The organism is Bradyrhizobium sp. TM233 (assembly GCF_036247965.1).
Taxonomy (GTDB): Bacteria; Pseudomonadota; Alphaproteobacteria; order Rhizobiales; family Xanthobacteraceae; genus Bradyrhizobium; species Bradyrhizobium ottawaense.
In genome coordinates, this window is record NZ_BTIG01000008.1 from 498253 (window position 1) to 517038 (window position 18786).

An 18786-nucleotide genomic window follows, 5' to 3' on the forward strand; every position below is an offset into this window, starting at 1 on the left:
TACCAGCTTCTTGATATATATTGGTTTAATCGGCCGTTTGAAAGGCACGGTCAGGATTTCAACCTTTCCGGGCTTGGAAATCTTGTAGTGCGAGCCCCCGCCCCGTGGCGGGACGCACCTTGCGCCGTGAAGAGCGCAAATTGTCTCCACATCCTGGATGCGCCACCCAGACGGATTGCGCTCCATGTCGTCCAAGGTCGTGCGGGCCATCACTGCTCACCTCAAATCTCGAAGCGAGGCGGGCGTGATTGCCCCTCCACGGGTGGAGGATGATTGTTCAAGTTTCTCGGGATGGCAAGAGGAATACCAGCCTTCTCAACCCATCTAACGAGCTAGCGTGCGGCAGTTCGGTGCACAATCATCGCAATCGTAGAATGCGCTATCACGGCAAGTCTGGCCTCACTCCAACGGGATGGTGTCCACCCGCAGACAGGGACGGCACTGGTAGGCGTGCACTGCGGGAAGCGTGAAGATTGCCGGCAGCGTGGCCAAAAACGTCATCGGCCGTCCGCACTTGGTGCAGATCAGAACGGGCGGGCTGTCTTTCGCTGTAGAGATCATCGCCAAGATGCCCAGAGAGGTAGGGCACAGTAGGCGCATGCTGCGAGCGGTTCATCTCGGGGCGACTACTGGACTCTATCGGAATCTGGCGCGCTCTGGGGACGAAGGGGCTGGTGCGAGCCGCGTCATCTGCGCTTGTTTAGTGCACTGTCACCGTAATCCGGCAAAACATACCGAGCTTTAGCAACTTTTTGCGCGCTGACCGGCATCCTATTCTTGTTATCTCGCGCCGAATATCTCGTCGCTTGCTTCACCAATGTGAACTAACCGTAGTATAGCTTAGCTGTCGCCGTTTGCATCGCTATTTAGATGAAGAAGCACATCGGCGTCGCCACGAAACCCGATTTGTGACGCCGCATAATTTGCCTTCACCTGTACCTTCTTGCCTCCGCCGTAATGGCATCGTAACCGTTCGCTCCACGAGGAGCTTGCTGTAGATTGTTAGCTTCGACTGCGATAAACTCCCCGTAGTCACCCAAGAGATTGCCGAGGCCGGCCCATTTGAAGTTTGGGGCCAACGATTTCAATGTGCGCTGCGATGTGAAGAGCGACGCAAGCAGCCTCTAGACGCCGTTCTTTTGTAATCATGTGTTCACCCGCCTCGCGAAGGCATCTTCCTCATAAGCGGTGGCTCATGCAAGGCACACGCGACGATGAGCCCGACGATCTCGTACCTAGCCCGCGCGGCGAAGAGCGAATGGCGATAGAAAAGTCATTCGGGCAGACACGCACCGAACAATACCTTTCGCAACTCTGCGAGCGGACGTTCTTAAATATCTGGGCGTACCCCAACCCCTACAAGGCTGACGGCAAGGAGTTGTGCGACCTATTGGTCGTTTTCGAGAGTGCAGTGTTTCTGTTCTTTGATCGCGAAAGTCGCCGCTTCGACAAACCGGGAGCGGATGTCCAGCTTACCTGGGATCGATGGAAGAAAGAGGCCATAACAAAACAAATCCAGACGGCGGGTGGAGCAAAGCGATACGTGCTAACGAATAGAGATCAGATCTACCTTGACGCAAAGAAGCAAGTTCGCCTTCCTCTAGAAATCCCCGTAGGCGATCTGCGCATCTACAAGATCATTGTAGCACATGGCGCTATGGAAGCCTGCAAACGCGCTTCAGCGGAAAATGTCTACGGCAGTCTTGCTGTGACGTACGAAGCCAACGCAGCCGCTTCATCTAGGCCGTTTATGGTCGCGCTGGACAAAGATGACCCGGTTCACCTGCTAGACACGCACAATCTTGAACATGTTCTGGGCGAGCTAGATACGTTGCTTGATTTGCGACGCTATTTTGACGCGAAAGAAAGTGCCATTCGGCGTTTTGATTGTCTGACGTATTGTGGCGAGGAAGACCTCTTAGCTCACTATTTCTTCAACTACGACGAAACTGAACAATCGTACCGAATTGGTCCCAAAGAAGACGACTACAATCTGATTATGATTGGCGAAGGTGAGTGGCGGGACTTCGTGGTCTCGCGGCCATATCAACGGCGAAAAGCGGCGAATGAAATCTCTTATGCCTGGGACAAACTCATTCAGAAGACAGGCAGGAATGCGCTTCTTGGCACGCTTGGCGGCAACTCAGATGTATTTCGCGGTCAGAGCGCCATCCACGAAATGGCCAAAGAGCCGCGTGTCTCCCGACGCGCCCTTTCTCAGTTGATGTTCACGACCATCAACAATTTTCCCGACAATGCTACTGGCCCGATGCGCCAAATGTCGTTTCTACCATCGTTCTTCAACGATCGCGGTTACGTATTTTTGCAAGTCTATCATCCTAATCCCGGTGACTATGACACCGAATACAGACCCGGACGCATGGGTATGCTTGAGATCGCATGTGGCGCGGCGAAGTTAAAGTTTCCCTATCTAAAGAAAGTCATTGGCATCGCTATCGATGCACCCAAATATGCATCCATCAATTCCGAAGATTTCATTCTGATGGATTGCGAGAATTGGACGGACGCGGAGCGCGCCCACTACGCAGCCGCCAACGAGAAGCTGCGATTTTTCAAGACCGATAAGCTGAAAGAACGGCGAATGCGCGTGACTGATTTTCCGACGACCCGAGCAAAACAGACGGGCCGCCGCCCTGGGCGAAATCAGCTTTGTCCGTGCGGCTCTGGCAAGAAGTACAAGCAATGTCACGGCAGTAACGAATGACGCCCGGGGTACGCTGCTCGCGCGCGGTTGGAACGTTGATACCGCCAGTCCTATATTTGGAGGAAACTATGCTCGCCGGTCGTCAGACTGTGTGTGTACACGGCCTTAGGCGCATCTACGGCTAAGTGGAGGAAATGAACGCGAAACGCGAGTTTCCCAAACAGGCGTATTTGCACTTTCGCGTGCGGATCATTCCCCTCAAAGCAAAGCCCGTGGAAGGGGGCATAGGTAGGGCTTAAAAATCGCTCGACACGATAACCAGATGCGTCGCCGCTCCCTTTCAGCGCGTCTCGGATTTGCCCAAGGGCGGCAACCGATTCGTAAATCGCCGTTCCTAACAATAAAGCTAGGAATTCAAAGGCAGTCTTTACGAGCACAAGCTCGTTAACCGGGTGAGCACCCAAATCTGGCCTTGCCTGATCGGTCGGCCAATTTATTACGCTGATGCCGGGCAGTAGCTCAACTTTGGTCTGTTCCGGCAGACTGTTTAGGCGTGATGCCGCTACCCGTGCAAATTCGCCAGCGTGACCATGCTTTGCAGCCATTCGCTCGATGTGCGCTGCCGCGTCTTTGGTTGGCACCATCAATGACCCATCAGTATGTCGAAAGGTCTTAGGCATTAGCTCACCCGCACGGTAGGTCGCGCGCACCGGGACTGGGCCGCTCTGTGAGGTGTAGTCTTGGCCTTCCTCGATCCGCTGAAATACTGATGAGGGCAAAACGTTGCCTAGATTTGCAACGGCTAACCGAACGGCGGGATCGGTCTTTGCGCCAGCTTCAAAGGTTGATCCAAACGCGTCATTGCAGGGCTTGCATAGAAATTCACAAGTCAGATCGCCGCCAAGTGAACGTGGTATCACGTGTTCCTCGGTGAAGGGTCCATCTTCAAGGCAAGCAATGCACTGATTTCCGAACCAAGGTGCCTTCATTATACCTCTCAAGGAGCCACCCACCGCGATGCTACAAACGTGCGAGATCGGAGAGCATCAAACCGTCGAGTGAAGTCGTAACTTTGCGAACAGCCGCAATATTTTGCCATCCCTGCCATGATTGTTGAGGCCGCTTCCGACTACTCGCTATAGGTGGCAAAGCGATTCTGGCGGTGCTGCGTCCCTCCACAGCCCTCCCACTTCTATCTTCGTGGGAGAAGGAAGTTTGAACATGTTGCTTAAATAGCGGATTTTATTGGTGAGCGCGCTGGGGCTCGAACCCAGGACCCCGTGATTAAAAGTCACGTGCTCTACCGGCTGAGCTACGCGCTCCCATGGCCGCTGATGGCACGCAGAGATCGCCATCGTGTCGGACATTCGAGAAGCATGTCTTGCCGCTGCGCTAAGCTCGCGTCGCGGGGAAAAACCGGCTGTTTCCGGATCATGCTTTCGGCCCCGCTGTGTAGGGGGATGGGGCGCTGAGGTCAATAGCGGGCGTGGCTGCCGAAACTCGCGGCAGGAGCGGGGATTCGCTCGCGGTTTCCGCCGCTTAAGGCGGAAAGCTCAACCCGATTGGCGGGCCGTCACCCACGCCGAAGACCACGTGGCTTTTAATCACGAGGTCCAAAGGCTAGCGCGGAGCCTCAATCACTGGGTTTCCCGCCGCACCTCGTTCGGCACGGGCTGCGGCGTGCCGGGAGCCGGCAGCGCGACCGGGCGCAGGCCGATCAGCTCGGCGGTGCGGATCGCGCTGTCGCGCCAGAACTGGAACGAGTTGATGCGGCTGAGCTCGAGGATGGCGATCGCCACCGCCGCCAGGAACGGCAGGCTCTGCAGCACCAGCACGCCGGCGAAGATGTAGATCTCGGTGATCTGGCGGTAGCTGTTGGAGGCGATCAGCACGCCGGCGCCGACGATGAGCAGGGTGCCGATCACGGCCTCCCAGAACGCCTGGAACTCGATCGACATCCTGGACAGGCCGCCCTTGGAGGTGCGGGCGAAGGCGATGTGCTCGGTGATGAGGCCCTGCGCCACCGCGCGCGACACCGTCCATTGGACGCTCATCGCCGCGATCATGGCGCCCAGCATCTGGCCGGGCTTGATGGCGACGCGGGCGCGGTACATCGACAGGAAGTGCGCCAGCGAGACGATGAAGGCGCCGATGATCGGCAGCGTCAGGATCTTGTCGGGGATGGCGATGTCGGCGAAGGCGACGATCGGCACCCAGACGAGGTTGAGCAGCGCCACGACCACGCCGAGGCTTTCCGCGCCGAGCCAGTTCAGCCAGCCCAGGCCATATTCGCGCTTCTGGTCGGGCGTCAGCCGGCTCTTGCCGGGCAGGAAGTAGCGCCAGTGCTTCTTGACGATCTGCAGGCCGCCATAGGCCCAGCGGTGACGCTGCTTCTTGAAGGCCTCGTAGGTGTCGGGCAGGAGGCCCTGGCCGTAGCGGTGGTTGGTGTAATGGGTGGTCCAGCCGAGCTCCTGGATCGCAAGGCCGAGGTCGGAATCCTCGCAGATCGTGTCGGACGACCAGCCGCCGGCCATGTCCATCGCCGCGCGGCGGATCAGGCACATCGTGCCGTGCACGATGATGGCATTGGCCTCGTTGCGCTGGACCATGCCGATGTCGAAGAAGCCGGCATATTCGCCGTTCATGATGTAGTGCATGATCGACAAATCGCCGTCGCGATGCTCCTGCGGCGCCTGCACGAGGCCGACACGCGCGTCGGCGAAAGCAGGCACGAGGTCCTTCAGCCAGTCGGGATCGACGGCATAGTCGGCGTCGAGAATGCCGATGATCTCGGCATCCGCCGCGGTGCGGTCCATCGCAATCCGAAGAGCGCCGGCCTTGAAACCCTGCACCTTCTCGGCGTTGATGAACTTGAAGCGTTCGCCGAGCGCGCGGCAATGGTCCTGGATCGGCTGCCAGAACGCGGGATCCGGCGTGTTGTTGATGATGACCACGCATTCGTAGTTCGGATAGTTCAGACGCGACAGCGCATCAAGCGTCTGCTTGAGCATCTCGACCGGCTCGAAATAAGCGGGGATGTGGATCGAGACCTTCGGGCAGTAATTCTCGGGAACGTTCTCGACCGGCTTGCTCTTGCTGAGCAGCCGCTGCGGCGGCCGGCCGAAGGCGACCGCTGCGATCTCGTCGATGCGCGCCATCGCAATGAGAACGAGCGGCACAAGCAGGATCATGCCGAGCGTCAGCGCGAAGGCCGAGCCGAACAGGAAGTAGTGGCTGTTCCAGAAGGCGAACACTGTGGCGACCCAGGCGCCGACGCCGTTGGCCGTCGCCGACAGCAGGAAGGCCTGCTTCGCGGTTGGCTTTTCGATCCGCAGGATCGGCAGCGAGAGCAGGATGCCGACCAAGAGGGCGATCGCCATCAGCTTCCAATAATCGGGATTCTCGACCGGACCGGTCCAGGCGAATTTCGGCTCGCGGCTGGCGTTGAGGATGCCCCAGTACGGACCGACGCCGCCCTCGTTGAACTTCCAAGGCTGATCGATGGCTTCGACGATGTTGTAGTCCATGCCCATCGCTTCGGCGCGGCTGACGAAGCTGCGCAAGGTCAGGGCTTGCTTGAATGGACCGGGGTCGGCGCTACGCAGGTTGTAGCCCGCGCTCGGCCAGCCGAACTCGGCGATCACGATGCGCTTGCCGGGAAACAACTTGCGCAAGAGTTCGTAACGATCAACCGCTTGATCCACCGCCTGGTCGGAGCGGAAGTTTTCCCAATAAGGCAGCACGTGCGCGGCGATGAAATCGACGCTGGAGGCAAGGTCCGGAAAATCGCGCCAGATGTTCCAGATCTCGCCTGTCGTGACGGGAACGCGGACCGCGCCCTTGACCTTCTTGATCTTGTCGATGAGGTCCTCGACCTTCTGTTCGCCGCGGAAGATCACCTCATTGCCGACCACGATGCCGATCACGTTGCTGTTCTTGCGGGCGAGCTCGATGGCGGCCTTGATCTCCCGCCCGTTGCGATCCTCGTCCTTGTCGATCCAGGCGCCGACCGTGACCTTGAGGCCGAACTCGGCGGCGATCGGCGGCACTAGTTCGTTGCCTTCCGTCGCGGAGTAGGACCGGATCGCTCGCGTGAGAGTCGAGAGCTTCTTCATGTCCGCGCGAATCTTGTCGGGGTCGACGTTGATGTCGACGACATGCCCCGGTTCGAACGGCGTATAGGACAGGCTCGGGATCAGCCCCTTGAAATCCGGCGCGGGTTCCTTGTCGCGTAGGACTCCCCAGATGCCGGCGTGAAGCACGGACACGAGCAACAGAACGGCGGCGACAACGCGCATCGCGGCTAAACCAAAAGGGGCTGAGGGGGCAGGGAAGCGGATCCGCCCCCGAGATCCGACCAAGTCCGCGGCAAAGGGAGAATACCTCTGCCGCGCGGTTTCTCAACTGTCATGGCCTCATGTCCTTATCAGGGCATGGCCTTCTTCGAAAAACGCGTGGCAGTGCCAACCGCTTCTGTGGCCGATCGTTCCTGAACGGCGGCTGAAGCGACCCGCTGCTATTTCGGGGGCGCCGGGGACGGGCTTGCCGCAGGCGAGGGGCTCGCGGCCGGCTGCGGGGCCGGCGCATTGCCGGCTGCCGGTGCCGCCGGCTGGGAGGCGCTCGCCGCCGCCTGCTGCGGCTGGGCCGCCGGGTTGATCCAGCAGGCATGCACGCGGCTGTCCAGGGTCTCGGCGACCTTGGGATCGATCTGGCCGCCGAACCGGGTCAGGCAGCGGAAGGCCGCCTGGATGTGGCCGCCGGGGCAGCCGAAGCGGTCATAGAGGTCGAGATGGCGGAACGCGGTATCGAGGTCATCCCGCCACATCAGCCGCACCACGCGCCGGCCGAGCCAGACGCATTCGGGATTGCCGGCCGGGCCGCTGATGACCTGGGCCGCTTCGGCGAATTCGTCGGTGCGGCGCTGGTTCTGGGCCGCATCCTTGGCGGCGTCGGCGGGCTGGGCGGCGGCCTTGCCCTGGTCCGGCGCGGGCGTGCCGCTCTGGGCGGAAGCGCCACCGAGACCGGCGAGAACGAGAAGGCAGGAGACGGCCAGGATGGCGGCGAACTGCCGCAGGACCGCATTTCGTGACTCGAACACCCGTTGCCGCATGAATTCCCCAATGTATCCGCTGGCCGTCCGCGTCAGGATCCCGCGGACGCGCCGGTGATGGCGTCCAAATGGGTCTCCAATGCGGCGGAAAAGTCTTTCGGAGTCCATGACCTGTATTTGGAATTTTGTCCAGCAAAGTCACGATGCTAGGCCCCGGTCGAACGGCCGCAGCCGGGACAGCAGCGGATCCGCAGAGTGGATCGGCATTTGGGCACCCGCTTGGACACCCCCTTGAACACCCCCTTGGCAGATGGCGTGCAAGCAGGTAATCGACGGACCCTTCGCGGAGGACGGAACCGATTTCACTTCGTACGCCACTGGCGCTTTTGCTCGTTTCACTGGGTGCGATTGCTGCCGTGTGGTGGTGGTTGGCGACGCCGATCACGCTCGCGCGCGCCCCGATCGATCCCGCCGAGAAGGTCCAATGCGTCTCCTACGCGCCGTTCCGCGGCGAGCAGACGCCGCTGAACGCGTGGACCCATATCGAGGCCGAGCAGATCGAGCAGGATTTGCGCCAGCTCAAGGAGATCACCGACTGCGTCCGCACCTATTCGTTGGAGAACGGGCTCGACCAGGTGCCGGCGATCGCCGCCAAGGTCGGCGGGCTGAAAGTGCTGCAGGGCATCTGGCTCTCCAGCAACCGAGCCAAGAATTTTGAGCAGGCCGCGCTCGCCATTCGTCTCACCAAGGAATTCCCCGCGATCATCACCGCCGTCATCGTCGGCAACGAGGTGCTGCTGCGCGGCGAGATGACGACGGCGGACCTCGTCTCGATCATCCGCCTGGTGAAGACGCAGGTCAGCGTGCCCGTCACCTATGCCGACGTCTGGGAGTTCTGGCTGAAGAACCGCGAGGTCTATGACGCCGTCGACTTCGTCACCATCCACATCCTGCCCTATTGGGAGGATATGCCGGTGAAGGCGAAGTTCGCCTCCGCCCATGTCGAGGCGATCCGCGAGCGCATGGCGGTGGCGTTTCCCGGCAAGGAAATCCTGATCGGCGAGACCGGCTGGCCGAGCGAGGGGCGCATGCGCGACGGCGCGCTGCCGTCCCGTACCAACCAGGCGCGGGTGGTCTCGGAAATCCTGGCTCTGGCGAAGGCGAACAAGTTTCGCGTCAACCTGATCGAGTCCTACGACCAGCCCTGGAAGCGCAAGCTCGAGGGCACCGTCGGCGGCTATTGGGGTCTTTATGACTCGGTGCGCCGGAGCCTGAAATATCCGCCGGGCGAGCCGATCAGCAATTTCCCCTACTGGAAATGGTACATGGGCGCAGGCATGGGCCTTTCCGTGCTGGTGTTCGCGGTCGCGCTCATCACGCTGCGCCGGCGGCCGTGGACGCCGCGCTTCTCGGCCTGGCTCGGCGTCGCCATCTCGGCGACGACGGCGGGCAGCCTGCTCGGGATCGGCGCCGACAAGCTCTATTATGAGAGCTACGGCATCGGCGGCTGGCTGCTCTGGGGCGCGCTGCTCGCGGCCGGTATCCTGTCGCCGATCTTCTGCGCGCAGGCGATGGTGATCGGCCGCAGCCTTCCGACCTTCCTCGATCTGCTCGGTCCGCGCGAGGGCCGCAAATGGTCGAAGCTCACGGCCGTGCTCGGCCTGACGCTGGCGGTGACGGCGGTGATCGCGGCCGCGACCGCGCTCGGTTTCGTATTCGACCCGCGCTACAAGGATTTCCCCTACGCCGCGCTGACGATGGCCGTGGTGCCGTTTGCGCTGCTGATGCTGAACCGGCCGCAGATCGGCCAGCGTCCGATCGCGGAATCGGTGTTCGCGGGCGTGCTGGCGCTGTCGGCCGTGTTCGTGCTGTTCAACGAAGGCCGCGACAATTGGCAGTCGCTGTGGACCTGCACGATCTATCTGTTGTTCGCGCTCACGCTGTGGCGGGCGCGGGCCGAGCAAACCCAAGAATGAACAGGCCGATCGCCAGGCCCGACAGCACGACGTTGTAGAGCACGATGCCGAGGCCGGCGGCGATGATGCCGACGGTGAGCAGCACGATCGACGGCCGCATCAGGTTCAGCGTCGCAACCACCAGCGCGACGATGCCGAACACCGAATTCTTGAACAGCACCGTCGAGACCGACCGCGCCTTGCAGATCATGGTCTGCAGCCCGGCGTCGCAGGCGAGAGCGACCTGCGACAGCTCGATCGCAAGATAGCGCAGATAGAGCGCATAGCCGACGGAAGCGAAGCCGACGACGATCAGGAACTGCACCTGGTAGGGCGAGAGGCGGAAGGGCTTTTTTGTCATGGCGGCAATATGGTCGGGATGGCGCGGGCAGGCAACAGGGCAGGCGATGTTTCTGTTGATCCGGCTCGCCCAGGGCGAACGCGAAGGCCGTCAAAATTGACCTGGTGTCTTCCGGCTGTGTTCCGCCAGCCGGCGCTCGTACCGTTCAGCCAATGCGAGGAGCCGTTTCCTGATGTAGGGATCCGCCTGCTCGGCCAGCTCACGGATCAACGCGAGTTGCTCCCGCAGAAACTTCGCGTCCGTCATCTCCGCTCCGAATCAAATCCGTCGCGGATACTGCCGTCTTACGCGGACCTCTTCCGTATCTTTTGGTACGTCCGCTATTTCAATCCCAACCGGCGCTCGACCCAGCCGAGAACGAACAGCACGAGCAGCGTGACGGCGATCGCTGCGGCGACCAGCAGCCAGGCTCCGAGCGCGCAGGCAATTCCAAGGCCGGCCGCAATCCAGACGGTCGCCGCGGTCGTGAGGCCGTGAACGGTCTTCGCCTTGGCGTCGTGCAGGATGACGCCCGCGCCGATGAAGCCGACGCCGGTCAGCACACCGGCAACGACGCCCTGAATGACCCGGGAGATCGCATCGGGGTGGTCGCGCAGATTCTGGAACTCGATCACGGAGATCGAGACCAGCGCTGAGCCGAGAGCGACCAGCGCCAGGGTCCGCATTCCCACCGGCTTGTCGTTCATGTCGCGGTCGATGCCGATCAGCAGCCCTGTTCCCGCCGCGACGAGAAGCCTCAGCACATCATCCAGTTCGTTCATCGAAGCTCGTGCGTTTCAGGAGTCGGACGGCGCCTGGCGTGCGCCTGCAGATCGGGACTAAACGTCAGCCTGGTACGAAAGAGCCGCTGAGATCCAAGCGTCCGATGGTCGCATGCCCGCGCAACTCCGAATGATCATCGGCGATCAGGCAGCGCGAGCTGCTGTTCGACAAGGTGATGGCGCCGACCAGTCCGGTCGGCGCCATCTGCCAGAGTTGAGCTCGACCGCGCACCATCACTTCTTGCGGGTGTTCGAGCCCGTGGTGTTCTGCATCTTCTGTCCCGGCGCGCTCTCCGAGTGGCCCGGTCCCGCGGTGGTGTTGGTCTGGTGACCAGGGGCGTATTCGGACGCGCCGGGTCCCGTCGAAGGCTTCTTTGTGTTGTGCATTTGCTGCCCCGGCGCGTTGCTCGAAGCGCCCGGCGATTTCGTCGTTTGCGAAAGCGCCGGAGATGCCGCCAGAAGCGCGGCCGTTGCGATGATCAATGTCTTCACGTGGGTTTCTCCCGAGGTCATGGAGGCGGGCGCGCGTGATTTCTTACATCGGCCGCTCCGGTTCATGACCGGGATAACTTGGCAATCGGTGGGTGGTTTCTCTTCTCGGACCGAAATTTAGGTTCATCGCCGCGGGCGAAAACACGCGGCATTCACCGCGCGTTCAGGCGCGATGTTTACCGCCGGAAGAACGACGACAGCGTCGATCCCGCGGACGCAGACGCGGTCTCCGGCTTCGCGGGCGCCGGCTGTGCCGCAGGCGCCGGCGCGGGCTCCTCGCGCTTCGACGAGCGCTTGGAGGAGTAGCTGCGGCGGCGCTGCGGCTTCTCGGGCTTTGCGCTGGGCGCGGGCGCGGTTTCGGCTTGCGGGACCGCGTCCTGGTTCTTCTCGGAGTTCTTCTCCAAAACCCTGTCCTGGGACTTCTCTTGTCCCTTCTCCGAACCGCCGCGCATCGACAGGCGCTGGCCGTCGAACACGGCGGTCTCGCAGTGACGATCGTTCTCGGCGAGGCTTGCGCAGAATTTTGCGGCGGCGGCGGCATTGACCAGAGGACCGGCACCGAGGCGAAGCTGCATGCCGAGCCCGGTGGTGCCTTCCTTGATCATGATGATGGGTCGCAGCGCTGCGATCTCCGGATTGGATTTGCTCAGACTGCGCCAGAGCGCGCGCAGGCCATCGATCGAATTGGCGCCGCCGAGGTCGATCGCGAAACGGGTCTGCTGGACCGCGATGGCGGGGGATTCATTCTCGGCTGCCTCAGGCGCCTTCGCGGCTGTCGCGACGGCTTCGGTCGGGGCGGGCGCCGGCTCGATTTTCTTCTCGGCGGCCTTCTCGTTTGTCTCGGGCTGAATCAATTTCGACGCGGCCGGATCGGGCGGCGCCATGATCGATTTGGACGGCACCAGCGGGATGGTCGGCAGCGCCGAATTCGTTGCCAGCGGCTGCTGCACGAGCGAGGCGGCGGCGGCAGTCTGCGGTGGCAGGCTCGACGGCTCCTTTGCAACTTCCTTGAGCGTATCCTTGACCGTGACCGTATCCTTGGGCGTGTCCTTGAGCGTGTCCTTGGCGGCCTCGGTGCGGGGCTTGTCGCCGGCGGAGGCGGGGGTCGAGGCGACCGGCGCGACGCTGGGCGCCGTCGGCGTGGCATCCTGCGGCTTGCCTGGCTGCGGTGGTGCGGTGGGTTGCTTGGCGATGGCGCCGGTGACGGAATCGAGCCCTTGCTCGACCACGGTGACACGGGAATAGAGCCGGTCGCGATCCGCGTTCAGCGTCTCGATGGCGGCCGCGAGCCGGCGGGCCTCGTTCTGGCTCTCCTTGGCCAGCGCCTGGAGCCGCTCTGCCTGGCGCGCGAGATCGGCGGACGCAACCTGGTCGCGCCGCCAGCCGAGCTGGGCCTGGTTGGCCATCACCGCGATGACGACGGCGCCAACGGCCGCCACACCCCAAGAGCCCAGCCGCCACATCATGCGGCGGTCGAACGCGCCTTCCTCGGCCACAAGTCCGGAGAACAGCCCGCCGGTCTCCTTGGTGCCGAAGGCATCCGCCAGTGGGTCGGAATCCTTTGCCATGAACGTTAAGTGCCCAGCCCTGTCCGGCTTCCCCGAATCAATCAGGGAACATTAACAGGAAAAGCGTGTCGCACTTGAATTCCGGGCGTTTGCGGGGGTAGCAAGGCAGGAGCTTTTGAGGGTGGCTGCCCGCCCGTCGCGCCAATTGATTCGGCCGTATCTGACAGGATTTCGATGACCGCCCGTTCCAGCCTCACGATCGTGCTCGCCGCCGGCGAAGGCACGCGCATGCGATCGAGCTTGCCGAAAGTGCTGCATCCGGTCGCCCACCAGAGCTTGCTCGCCCACGTGCTCGCCGCGGCACCCCAGGGAACCGGCACCTCGCTCGCAGTCGTGATCGGCCCCGATCACCAGGTGGTCGCGGACGAGGCAAAGCGCATCCGGCCCGACGCGCTCACCTTCGTGCAGGACGAGCGGCTCGGCACCGCGCATGCGGTGCTGGCGGCGCGCGAGGCCATCGCGCGCGGCGTCGACGATCTCCTGATTGCCTTCGGCGATACGCCGCTGATCTCGGCCGAGACCTTTGCGCGGCTGCGCGCGCCGCTCGCCAGGGGCGCCGCGATTGCCGCGCTCGGCTTTCGCGCCGCCGATCCCACCGGCTATGGCCGCTTCATCGTCGAGGGCGAACGGCTTGTCGCGATCCGCGAGCAGGCCGATGCCAGCGCAGAGGAGCGCAAGATCGATCTGTGCAATGCCGGCGTGATGGCGATCGACGGGCGCCGGGCGCTCGAAATCCTCGGGCAAATCGGCAACGCGAACTCAAAGGGCGAATATTATCTGACCGACGCGGTCGAAATCGTCCGCAAGCAGGGATGGGAGTCCGTGGTGATCGAGACCAGCGAGGACGAGGTGCGCGGCATCAACACCAAGGCACAACTCGCCGAGGCGGAAGCCGTGATGCAGGCGCGCTTGCGCAAGGCGGCGATGGAGGCCGGCGTCACGCTGATCGCGCCCGAGACCGTTTATCTGTCCGCCGACACATTGTTCGGCAAGGACGTGACCATCGAGCCTTTCGTGGTGATCGGGCCCGGCGTGTCGATCGCCGACGGCACCGTGATCCACTCGTTCTCGCACATCGTGCAGACCACGCTCGGGAAGAATGTCTCGATCGGCCCCTATGCGCGCTTAAGGCCCGGCACCTCGCTTGGCGACGGCGCGCGCATCGGCAATTTCGTGGAGACCAAGGCGGCGACGCTGGAGGCCGGCGTCAAGGTCAACCATCTCTCCTACATCGGTGACGCCACCGTCGGCGCCAATTCCAACATCGGCGCCGGCACCATCACCTGCAACTACGACGGCTTCAAGAAGCACAAGACTGTCATCGGGCAGGGCGCCTTCGTCGGCACCAATTCCTCGCTGGTCGCGCCGGTGAAGATCGGCAACGGCGCCTATATCGGCTCCGGCTCGGTGATCACGAAGGACGTGCCCGACGATGCCATGGCGCTGGAGCGCAACCAGCAGACCATCCGCGAAGGCGGCGCTGCGCGCTATCGCGAGCTGAAGACGGGCGGCAGGAAGCCGGAGAAGTGAGTGGCCGAGGTCCGAGGCATTGCGAGTGTCGTTAGGCTCGCGCGCTTATGATCAACTTCATTGCCGTCTTGATTCTTGCGCTTGGTGACCTTCTACTTGCAGCGACGGGATGGTTGGTACTGAAGCTGTTCGGCGACGGCGAGCCGCGCTACGGTGCTTCCCTTTTAATGGGATTGGTGTTTTGGGGGCTTGTTGTCGTGCTGGCTATTGTCATTCAAATGTGAAGCGGCACCGATTGCTGATCTTATTCGTCGTCGGCGAATTCGGAGAAGATCGCGCGGGTCAGGCGCCAGCCGCGTGGCTTGGCGCGCTTGACCGGCTCGCCTTCCGGATGCTTGGTGAAGACGGGCTTGCTTTCCTTGCCGCGCTGGGGCGGCGGCCAATGCGCCAAATGCGTGCCTGTGGTCTCGCTGGCGCGCACGGACATCGATGACAGACCTTTGCGGTCGGACGAGCCTTTCATGGCCTTGTTCTCCTGGACCGGAATCGTTGGCCAAACATGTTGATAATGAGTTAACGTGCGCGGTCTAAGGCCGGCCAATTCGACGCAGGCGAAGCTCAGGTTGCGGTCCATGCTGTCTCAATCCGCAATAATTATTGAGTATATGGTTCCCTCCGAATTTCGCTAAAAACCGGGCGCGTCGTTTAGGCGATTTTTCGACGATTTGGGGGATAGTGATCCGCATGTGCGGGATTGTTGGCATTCTCGGGCGCGAGCCGGTTGCAGAGCAGCTGGTGGATTCGCTCAAACGTCTCGAATATCGCGGCTATGACTCGGCGGGCGTCGCCACGCTCGAAGGCAAGCACCTCGAGCGCCGTCGCGCCGAGGGCAAGCTGAAGAACCTGGAGAAGCGGCTGGAAGCCGAGCCGCTCAAGGGCACCACCGGCATCGGCCACACCCGCTGGGCCACCCACGGCAAGCCCACCGTCAACAACGCCCATCCGCACGCGACCGAACGCGTCGCCGTGGTCCACAACGGCATCATCGAGAATTTCCGCGAGCTGCGCGAGGAGCTCGAGAAGAAGGGCACGGTGTTCCGCACCGAGACCGACACCGAGATCGTGCTGCATCTCGTCGACGATTTGCTCACGCGCGGCAACAAGCCGGTCGAAGCCGTCAAGCTGGCACTGGCGCGGCTGCGCGGCGCGTTTGCGCTCGGCTTCATCTTCGCCGGCGACAACGACCTGATGATCGGTGCCCGCAACGGGCCGCCGCTCGCGATCGGCTATGGCGACGGCGAGATGTATCTCGGCTCCGACGCCATCGCGCTCGGCCCGTTCACCGACACGGTCAGCTATCTCGAGGATGGCGACTGGGTCGTGCTGACCCGCAAGAGCGCGACGATTTTCGACAAGGACGGCAACGCCGTCCAGCGCGACAAGATCAAGCACGCCGCCTCGACCTCGCTGGTCGACAAGGCCAACTATCGCCACTTCATGGCGAAGGAGATCCACGAGCAGCCGGAAGTGGTCGGCCATACGCTGGCGCGCTACGTCGACATGGCAACCGAACGCGTCTCGCTGCCGGTCAAGCTTCCGTTCGACTTCAAGAACATCCAGCGCATCAACATCACCGCGTGCGGCACCGCGAGCTATGCCGGCTACGTCGCAAAATACTGGTTCGAGCGCTTTGCGCGCGTGCCGGTCGAGGTCGATGTCGCCTCCGAATTCCGCTACCGCGAAGCGCCCTTGCGCAAGGGCGATCTCGCCATCTTCATCTCGCAGTCGGGCGAGACCGCCGACACCCTGGCGGCGCTGCGCTATGCCAAGGCCGAGGGCGTGCACACGGTCGCCGTCGTCAACGTGCCGACCTCGACGATCGCGCGCGAGAGCGAGACCGTGCTGCAGACGCTCGCGGGCCCCGAGATCGGCGTCGCCTCGACCAAGGCTTTCACCTGTCAGCTGATGGTGCTGGCAAACCTGGCGATCGCGGCCGGCAAGGCCAGAGGCGAATTGTCCGATGAGGACGAGACCAAGCTGGTTCACGGCCTGGTCGAGGTCCCGCGCCTGATGGCGGATGCGCTCACCACCGAGTTGCAGATCGAAAAGCTCGCGCACAGGATCGCCAAGTCTCGCGACGTGCTCTATCTCGGCCGCGGCACCAGCTTCCCGCTTGCGCTCGAAGGCGCGCTGAAGCTGAAGGAGATCTCCTACATCCACGCCGAGGGCTATGCCGCCGGCGAGCTCAAGCACGGGCCGATCGCGCTGATCGACGAGACGATGCCTGTCGTCGTCATCGCGCCTTACGACCGGGTGTTCGAAAAGACGGTGTCCAACATGCAGGAGGTCGCCGCGCGCGGCGGCAACATCATCCTGATGACGGACGCGAAGGGCGCGGAAGAGGCGACCGTCGAGTCCCTCGTCACCATCGTCATGCCCGACATGGCGGCGGCCTTCACCCCGATGGTCTATGCCGTCCCCGTGCAGCTGCTCGCCTATCACACGGCTGTCGTGATGGGGACCGACGTCGACCAGCCTCGCAACCTCGCGAAATCGGTGACCGTGGAATAGGCAGAAGGGATCGGTCGCGGTCTTCCAAAACCTGCTAGAAGACCCTAGCTTGTGTGCTGCGACCGACCTGGAACCCGAATGAACCCCCGCGACGACGCGCCTGCGCCTCTTGATCCCCTCCCGGAACCGCATACCGGCCTGATGGGCCGCTTCCGTAATTATTTCCTGACCGGCCTCGTTGTCACGGGGCCGATCGCCATCACGCTGTATCTGGTCTGGTGGTTCGTGACCTGGGTCGACGGCGTGGTGCGGCCGTTCGTGCCGCTGGCCTACCGGCCGGAAACCTATCTGCCGTACGTCATTCCCGGCTGGGGATTGGTCGTCGCATTCTTCACGCTGACGCTGGTCGGATTCCTCGCCGCCAACCTGATCGGCCGGACGCTGGTCGATGTCGGCGAGACTTTCCTCGGCCGGATCCCGGCCGTGCGCGCCATCTATCGCGGCCTGAAGCAGGTGTTCGAGACGCTGTTCTCGGGCAAGGGCTCGAGCTTCCGCAAAGTGGGCCTGGTCGAGTTTCCCTCGCCGGGCATGTGGTCGATCGTGCTGATCTCGCAATCGCCGAACGAAGAGGTCGCGCGCAGCCTGCCGGGGCAGGAGGAGCATGTCTCCGTGTTCCTGCCGTGCTCGCCGAACCCGACCACCGGATTCTTCTTCTACGTGCCCAAGAGCAAGATCGTCGAAGTCGACATGAGCACCGAAGACGCCGCGACCTTGATCATGTCGGCCGGCGTGGTGCAGCCGGGCTCGGCGCCCGATCCGAAAAAGGCCGCGGCGCTCGCGGGCATGGCGAATGCCGCGCGCATCGCCAACGCCTCGGCGCTTCGGCCCGAGCCTGCGAAGGTGGAGTAGGGCCATTCCCTTGCGGGATGGCCGCGGTCACGCGCGCGTTCGCATCCTCTGATATCCTCCGGTTCACCTGAGCGCCTCGCTCGGAATTCGATCTGGAGTCCATGATGTCCAAGACCATTGCGATCCTCGCGCCCGGCGCCATGGGCAGCGCCGTCGCCCGCCGCCTCAGTGAGCATGGCGCGCGCGTGCTGACGTCTTTGGGAGGGCGGAGCGAGGCGACGCGGAAACGCGCGGCGGATGCCGGCATGGTCGATGCCGATGACAATGAAATTGCGGGCGCCGATATCATCCTCTCGATCGTGCCGCCGGGCGAAGCCGTCGCGCTGGCTGAGCGGCTGGCCGCGCTGATCGTCAGGCGCGAGAAAAAGCCGGTCGTGGTCGACTGCAATGCCGTCAACGTCGATACCGTGCGTGGAATCGAGGAGATCATCGGCTCGGCGCAGGCGCCGTTCGTCGATGGCGGCATCATCGGCTTTCCGCCACAGCCCGGCGGCAAGAGCCCGGCCTTCTACATGTCCGGCGAGCACGCCAAGGACGTCGCGGTGCTGAAGGATTTCGGCCTCGACGTGCGCATCGTCGAGGGCCCGGTCGGCGCCGCGTCGGCTTTGAAAATGTCCTATGCCGGCATCGTCAAGGGCCTCGCCGGCATCGGCTCGGCGATGGTGGTCGCGGCGACGAAAGCGGGCGCTGCGGACGCGTTGCGTGACGAACTGGCGCTGAGCCAGCCCGCGATTCTGGCGCGGCTCGAGGTCGCGCTGCCTGACATGATCCCGAAAGCGTATCGCTGGGTCGCGGAGATGCGGGAGATTTCCGGCTTCTTGGGTCCGGATCATCCGGCCAGCCAGATCTATGAAGGTTTTGCGCGCTGGTTCGAGCATCTCGCGGAGGATGCGAAGGGCGAGGCGGCAGATGCGGAGCTGATGAAGGCATTCGCTGCGAGGATCACACAGAAAAAAGCCTAGTCGCTCCCGCGAGCCGGTTTGCTTCAGATGTAAAGGTCTCTCTCCACACGAGGGGAGTCTCCGCGAGTCCCTTTGCGACCAT

17 protein-coding genes and 1 tRNA gene are annotated in these 18786 nt (G+C 62.7%); 7 read left to right on the forward strand and 11 right to left on the reverse strand.

Annotated elements, in window-relative coordinates; genetic code table 11:
• Positions 1-929 precede the first annotated feature (929 nt).
• Entirely contained in the window at positions 930-1121 is a 192-nt protein-coding gene (locus AABA86_RS34645) for a DUF6998 domain-containing protein (RefSeq protein WP_445083474.1), read from the reverse strand.
• A 74-nt stretch (positions 1122-1195) separates the two neighbouring features.
• On the opposite strand from AABA86_RS34645, the gene AABA86_RS20445 reads away from it, so the two are divergent.
• Positions 1196-2725: a YecA family protein gene (locus AABA86_RS20445; protein WP_338308106.1), complete on the forward strand. Its 1530-nt coding sequence runs from the start codon at positions 1196-1198 to the stop codon at positions 2723-2725.
• A gap of 50 nt (positions 2726-2775) precedes the next feature.
• Here the strand turns inward: AABA86_RS20445 and AABA86_RS20450 are convergent, their stop codons facing one another.
• From AABA86_RS20450 to AABA86_RS20465, 4 genes are all read right to left on the reverse strand, one after another.
• The gene (locus AABA86_RS20450) at positions 2776-3654 is read right to left on the reverse strand and encodes an HNH endonuclease (RefSeq protein ID WP_338308107.1); all 879 of its coding nucleotides are present in this window, start codon (positions 3652-3654) and stop codon (positions 2776-2778) included.
• Between the two features lie 257 nt (positions 3655-3911).
• Positions 3912-3987: transfer RNA gene (locus AABA86_RS20455), tRNA-Lys, on the reverse strand.
• A 315-nt stretch (positions 3988-4302) separates the two neighbouring features.
• Positions 4303-6963: a glycosyltransferase gene (locus AABA86_RS20460; protein WP_338308108.1), complete on the reverse strand. Its 2661-nt coding sequence runs from the start codon at positions 6961-6963 to the stop codon at positions 4303-4305.
• A gap of 218 nt (positions 6964-7181) precedes the next feature.
• The gene (locus AABA86_RS20465; RefSeq protein WP_338308109.1) at positions 7182-7775 is read right to left on the reverse strand and encodes a beta-1-3, beta-1-6-glucan biosynthesis protein; all 594 of its coding nucleotides are present in this window, start codon (positions 7773-7775) and stop codon (positions 7182-7184) included.
• Between the two features lie 356 nt (positions 7776-8131).
• Between AABA86_RS20465 and AABA86_RS20470 the strand changes: the two genes are divergently transcribed.
• Positions 8132-9691, forward strand: a complete 1560-nt coding sequence (locus AABA86_RS20470) for a glycoside hydrolase family 17 protein (protein ID WP_338308110.1) — start codon at positions 8132-8134, stop codon at positions 9689-9691.
• Here the strand turns inward: AABA86_RS20470 and AABA86_RS20475 are convergent.
• The 5 genes from AABA86_RS20475 to AABA86_RS20495 all read right to left on the reverse strand — a co-directional run bounded on the left by AABA86_RS20475 (position 9651) and on the right by AABA86_RS20495 (position 12852).
• Entirely contained in the window at positions 9651-10031 is a 381-nt protein-coding gene (locus AABA86_RS20475; protein ID WP_018317956.1) for a hypothetical protein, read from the reverse strand. The genes AABA86_RS20470 and AABA86_RS20475 overlap by 41 nt on opposite strands.
• 90 nt (positions 10032-10121) lie before the next feature.
• Positions 10122-10277: a hypothetical protein gene (locus tag AABA86_RS20480; protein ID WP_338308111.1), complete on the reverse strand. Its 156-nt coding sequence runs from the start codon at positions 10275-10277 to the stop codon at positions 10122-10124.
• Positions 10278-10351: 74 nt separating this feature from the next.
• The gene (locus AABA86_RS20485; RefSeq protein WP_018317958.1) at positions 10352-10792 is read right to left on the reverse strand and encodes an MgtC/SapB family protein; all 441 of its coding nucleotides are present in this window, start codon (positions 10790-10792) and stop codon (positions 10352-10354) included.
• Between the two features lie 234 nt (positions 10793-11026).
• Positions 11027-11284, reverse strand: coding sequence for a hypothetical protein (locus AABA86_RS20490; protein WP_338308112.1), 258 nt, complete (start codon positions 11282-11284; stop codon positions 11027-11029).
• A 176-nt stretch (positions 11285-11460) separates the two neighbouring features.
• Positions 11461-12852 carry a hypothetical protein gene (locus AABA86_RS20495; protein ID WP_338308114.1) on the reverse strand — a complete coding sequence of 464 codons (1392 nt, stop codon included), beginning with the start codon at positions 12850-12852 and terminating at the stop codon, positions 11461-11463.
• A gap of 174 nt (positions 12853-13026) precedes the next feature.
• On the opposite strand from AABA86_RS20495, the gene glmU reads away from it, so the two are divergent.
• A complete protein-coding gene (gene glmU, locus AABA86_RS20500) occupies positions 13027-14382 on the forward strand; it encodes a bifunctional UDP-N-acetylglucosamine diphosphorylase/glucosamine-1-phosphate N-acetyltransferase GlmU (RefSeq protein ID WP_338308116.1) in 1356 nt (451 codons plus the stop codon).
• Between the two features lie 47 nt (positions 14383-14429).
• The gene (locus AABA86_RS20505) at positions 14430-14606 is read left to right on the forward strand and encodes a hypothetical protein (RefSeq protein WP_338308117.1); all 177 of its coding nucleotides are present in this window, start codon (positions 14430-14432) and stop codon (positions 14604-14606) included.
• Positions 14607-14626: 20 nt separating this feature from the next.
• Here the strand turns inward: AABA86_RS20505 and AABA86_RS20510 are convergent, their stop codons facing one another.
• Positions 14627-14845 (reverse strand): hypothetical protein, encoded by a 219-nt coding sequence (locus AABA86_RS20510; RefSeq protein ID WP_212249720.1) that lies wholly within the window; start codon positions 14843-14845, stop codon positions 14627-14629.
• Between the two features lie 221 nt (positions 14846-15066).
• Between AABA86_RS20510 and glmS the strand changes: the two genes are divergently transcribed.
• From glmS to AABA86_RS20525, 3 genes are all read left to right on the forward strand, one after another.
• Entirely contained in the window at positions 15067-16893 is a 1827-nt protein-coding gene (glmS, locus tag AABA86_RS20515; RefSeq protein ID WP_338308119.1) for a glutamine--fructose-6-phosphate transaminase (isomerizing), read from the forward strand.
• 78 nt (positions 16894-16971) lie between these two features.
• Positions 16972-17742: a DUF502 domain-containing protein gene (locus AABA86_RS20520; protein ID WP_338308120.1), complete on the forward strand. Its 771-nt coding sequence runs from the start codon at positions 16972-16974 to the stop codon at positions 17740-17742.
• A 104-nt stretch (positions 17743-17846) separates the two neighbouring features.
• Positions 17847-18704, forward strand: a complete 858-nt coding sequence (locus tag AABA86_RS20525) for an NAD(P)-dependent oxidoreductase (RefSeq protein ID WP_338308121.1) — start codon at positions 17847-17849, stop codon at positions 18702-18704.
• Positions 18705-18786: the final 82 nt, after the last annotated feature.